Origin of the sequence: Helicobacter bilis ATCC 51630 (assembly GCF_000686565.1) — a bacterium.
GTDB lineage: Bacteria > Campylobacterota > Campylobacteria > Campylobacterales > Helicobacteraceae > Helicobacter_A > Helicobacter_A bilis.
In genome coordinates this window covers 1-4,643 of the sequence record NZ_JMKW01000087.1, presented here as the reverse complement: position 1 = coordinate 4,643, position 4,643 = coordinate 1, and the positions used below count along the sequence as shown (strand labels likewise).

Genomic DNA, 4,643 nt, shown 5'->3' with positions numbered 1-4,643 from the left:
TTTTGTATTGTGTGTAATTTTAATTTGTATCAAAGTATTAATTAATTTGTAATTTTGTATTGCTTAGTTTGTAACACTTTGTAAAGTGAAAATGTAATATATACTCACTAGATAAAAGTCATATAAAAAAGGATTAGATTTTAAGTTATAATGTAAGGGTATTTTAAAGGGTTAAAATCTTTAGAATATGTGTTATTTTACTTGTAATTTTATGTAGTAATGAAAAAAGGATACACAAAAGGATACACAAAAAGTAAAAAGGGCTTTTTTGCTTAGTGTTTAGAGTATCGGTATTTAGGGCGTTTGGAGTGTTTTTTGTAACGCTGGGGTAATATAATGGCTTTCTTACATTATTTAATGTTTGCGTAGAATCTATTTTGGCAATTGCATAATACCTTGCATCAGCCTCACTATCTAAATGTTTTTCAATGTAATAATTTTCCAAAGTCAGTGTTGCGCGTATTGCTATCCCACCTAAAATATACTCATCTGCTTGATTTAATTGGTTTGGCAAAACATTATAAATTTGTAAAAAACTATTTTTTTGAAACTCAATATTTCTTTTGAGTGCATCATTTAGAAAAATCGCTTGCGTATCATATTCAAAGAGTCTAGGCAAGGCACTTGGCACATCAGGAAAAAACACTAAACGCCAATAAAAATCTACTTCCTCTCGATACATTTGCCATTCTAACACTCCGCTTAATGTTATTGTCCCTTTGTGGTATATTTTATCGGTCGTTTCTTTATCTTTTTGAAGTGTGCTATTATATGAAGTTTGGCTTGATAACATATCTTGGAAATGTGCAAAATGCACACTACCGCTAGCATAAACAATACTATAAGCAATACAAAATACAAATATTATTAAACGCATTATTTCTCCTTAAGTGGCGGATAAGATTCGATCTTATCGTACTCTGTGATTTTAACAATAAATTTTTTGATTGTGCTTTTTGTAAAATTATTTGCACCAAGTGCATAATGTTTAAAGGCTTCTGAATCGTGTTTAATGATAGCTATATACAATCTGCAATAGCATTAATTGTGCTATCTCTATCTTTGGCTATCCATCTTTCTTTTTTCCATCTCAATTCATTTGTTGGCAAAAGACATCCCGTGCTCCATTCGCCCGTATCACCATAGTGTATAAGAATCCCGTCTCGACTTTTGCCTATTATTGTGGTATTTGTATTTTTTGGTTTAAGTTGAGGAACAATATGAATATGTTTCGTTCCAAAAGTTTTTCTATCATTTTTATTGTGTTTGCAAACCACGACATTGCAAGAAAGCTGCTCTATATTCATGCCTAAGTTTCTTATTGTGTCTTGCAAATCATTTAAATATATTTCTTTATTTTTTGGATTTTCTATCATTAAAGCAGGTTTGCTAATATCTGACTTTTTCCAAAACACCTCGTATTCTCCTGCTGGTATTCTTATGTCTCCACCCGCTGTTTTTTGCTGCTCCTCAGCAGTTTTGTTGATTTCCGGATTCATTCCTGCTGGTTCTATAATATAGCCCTTTATTTCTTGATTCTCTGAATCTTTTACTATCTCACCATCCAACTTTAAGCTAAATTCACTAATAGTAGCCCAATATTGAAAATCTGCATTGTTTGGGCTATACTCCCACTTCCTTACCACTTCTAACACCATTTCCCCTGTGCCATACCCCACTTCCAACCTTACTCTCTCCATCTCATAACCTTGAGTTTTGAGAGTATCTATCTTTTGTTTGAGATTCAATATAAAGTCTTTATAAGTTCTGCTTCCTTTGAGACATATTTTTATTTTTTCATCTGTATAATGTGTAGGTATTGGTGTATTTGGTGTTAGGTGTTATAAGAAAGGTAGTGCCTTTAGGATAAGGGATATTATCTAATGGATTGTTAAAGTAAGAGATTTTGTATTGATTGTTTGTATCTATGGTATAGATATTAAGAGCTTTATATCCACTTGCTCTTGTGTATAAGTAATCTGTTCTAATCTTTAGAGATTCTTCTATATCTTTGATATAGAGATAATAGCTTCCTTTAGGCAAAGAAGTATCTTGTTTTATGGATTCTAATATCTTTAGAAAGCTTATGTAAAATCATTTATAAAGCCATCATTGTTTTTGCAATCTCAATATAACCAGCTTTTTGTATAAAGATAAGGGAATGCTCTTCTTCATAACAAGCATTAAAATTTATAATTAAACTATCTTTTGTGCGTTTAAACTCAAAATTACATATATTTTGATACCCATCTCTAACAGCATAATAATCTCTAATATTAGCGGTATATTTACTACTCTCACCAACCTTTGGTAAAGGAATGGTAAGCATATATTTAAGCACAAGTAAGTATGAGTTGTTATATTCTATATCACCAAGAGATTCCTGTTGCTGTATTTCTTCCTTGAGATAAAATTGAAAAGCTTCCTCTATACTTGAAAGGTTTTTATAAAAACATCTGCTTGCACTGCATAGGGGATCATCTCCACATATCTTCTCATTATAACTCTTATCACAACTTTTAGTAATAGTAGTGTTTGCAGGATTTGCATAGACGCAAATAACACTAAGTAAAACAAAGACTAACTTTTTCATTTCTTCTCCTTATTTAATAAATTAATTCTCGCCAAAAGTATTTTTATAACCCTCTTGTAGAATCTCTAAAGGGTCAGCTATATCATCTGATTGGTTCACAACATTGAAGTTTTATTAAGGATTTTAACTCCATTAGGAGTCTTTATATAAGTTTTTATACTTTCTTCTGCTTCAACAATATACATAGCTACAAGCCTATTTTTACTCCTTGTGAGTTCTATTTTTACATCTAAATCACCACTCTCTACTGTAATAACAATAGTTTTCTTTAGAATCTCATTATCATTGGGTAAATTCATGGTAATGATTTGCCTATAAATTAGTGCTCTTACATCATATTTTGGAAATTTAATTTCTTTTTGCAAGTCTTGTTTAAAAGCCTCTAAAATATCCACATTGGGGATAAAGTCTTCATAAGCGGAGCACTCATAATCATCACCGCAAACCTCTTGCTGATATTTGGAATCATTTTCTCTCTCTATAACTAATTGTGCATACGCAAAAACCAAACAACCCAACAATAAAATTAACTTTTTCATTCATCACTCCCAAAAGTATTTTATAACCCTCTCTCTCCTTATTTACAAAGCTTCCACTATATCTAAAATCTCAATATAACCAGCTTTTTGTATAAAGGTAAGGGAATGCTCTTCTTCAACACAAGCATCAAAATTTATAATTAAACTATCTTTTGTGCGTTTAAACTCAAAATTACATATATTTTGATACCCATCTCTAACAGCATCATAATCTCTAATATCAGCAGTATATTTATTACTCTCACCAACCTTTGGTAAAGGAGTGTTAAGCATATATTTAAGCACAAGCAAGTATCGGTTTGCTGGCTTTTCAAGAGTTTCTTGCTGTATTTGTTCCTTAAGATAAAATTGAAAGGCTTCCTCTATACTTGAAAGGTTTTTGTAAAAACATCTACTTGCAATACATAAGTCATTCCCACATCTTATCTCATTATAACTCTTATCACAACTTTTAGTAATAGTGTTTGCAGGATTTGCATAGACACAAATAACACTAAGTAAAACAAAGACTAATTTTTTCATTTCTTCTCCTTATTTAATAAATTAATTCTCACCAAAAGTATTTTTATAACCCTCTTGTAGAATCTCTAAAGGGTCAGCTATATCATTTCTTCTTTCAAAAATATTTCCTGCTATACTCAAAATATCTTTACCTCCTTTTTTAACATCTATTTTGCTACCATCTTTATACAATTCAAAATGGAGCATCATTACTTGTTTATGAGGAACGATACTTGGGTGAATACCATTCTTCAACATCAAACCAGCATAACCAATCACTTGCCCTTGCTTCACCTTATCTCCTATATTAACCAAGATTCTACTACTATCTAGTTCTCCATATCTTACAATAAATTTGCCATATTTAGAAGTTTCATGCAGAATTGTAACTTGTTTGGTGTCAAGATAAAAATCTCTTTTGTCTAAAACCTCTCCATCAGCAATTGCGACAATTTCTATATTAGATTTTGGGTTTTTAATATTTCTTTCAAAGAAATCTGTATATAAATCCCTTGCTGCATGTTTTCTTGCCCCGCCATTTCTATTTCGTCCATAAATAGTTTGGGTTGCATTTGTATCGGTTGGGTTTTTAATACTCCAATCATAAAGCAATCCTTTGTCATTCAATGGCTTTACTTTAAGCGGAAATATAATTTCATTGTTTCTTCCATACTCCACCTCTAGCTTTATTCTATTTGCAGCATATTCTCTTTGATATTTTAGCAATAAATTTGCAAAATCACAGAATATATCATATATTAAAAGTTCTGTATTGATTATATTTTGTGTATTGTTGTTTGTAATAGTTCCTACTTTGTTGTTGTTTTCATCATATATATCTAGATAATATATTTTTTGAGATAATGAGATAAGGGATATATTGTCTATTTGTATGCATTACTTTAATAATAATACACTTTTTTAACTCCAAACGCCCTAAATACCGATACTCTAAACACTAAGTAAAAAAGCCTTTTTACTTTTTGTGTATCCTTTTATGTATCCTTTTT

At 30.6% G+C, this 4,643-nt stretch carries 6 protein-coding genes; all 6 read right to left on the bottom strand.

Annotated elements, in window-relative coordinates; genetic code table 11:
• Positions 1 to 163 precede the first annotated feature (163 nt).
• Positions 164 to 877 (bottom strand): hypothetical protein, encoded by a 714-nt coding sequence (locus T368_RS0110950; protein WP_004084916.1) that lies wholly within the window; start codon positions 875 to 877, stop codon positions 164 to 166.
• Positions 878 to 1,019: 142 nt separating this feature from the next.
• Positions 1,020 to 1,700 (bottom strand): hypothetical protein, encoded by a 681-nt coding sequence (locus tag T368_RS16935; RefSeq protein ID WP_004084915.1) that lies wholly within the window; start codon positions 1,698 to 1,700, stop codon positions 1,020 to 1,022.
• A gap of 398 nt (positions 1,701 to 2,098) precedes the next feature.
• On the bottom strand, positions 2,099 to 2,593 hold the full coding sequence (locus T368_RS0110930) for a hypothetical protein (RefSeq protein WP_004084913.1): 495 nt from the start codon (positions 2,591 to 2,593) through the stop codon (positions 2,099 to 2,101).
• A gap of 95 nt (positions 2,594 to 2,688) precedes the next feature.
• A complete protein-coding gene (locus T368_RS0110925; RefSeq protein ID WP_004084911.1) occupies positions 2,689 to 3,132 on the bottom strand; it encodes a hypothetical protein in 444 nt (147 codons plus the stop codon).
• A 42-nt stretch (positions 3,133 to 3,174) separates the two neighbouring features.
• Complete coding sequence (locus tag T368_RS0110920; RefSeq protein ID WP_004084909.1) at positions 3,175 to 3,654, bottom strand: hypothetical protein; 480 nt, start codon at positions 3,652 to 3,654, stop codon at positions 3,175 to 3,177.
• Between the two features lie 21 nt (positions 3,655 to 3,675).
• On the bottom strand, positions 3,676 to 4,260 hold the full coding sequence (locus tag T368_RS0110915) for a M23 family metallopeptidase (protein ID WP_138160966.1): 585 nt from the start codon (positions 4,258 to 4,260) through the stop codon (positions 3,676 to 3,678).
• Positions 4,261 to 4,643 lie beyond the last annotated feature (383 nt).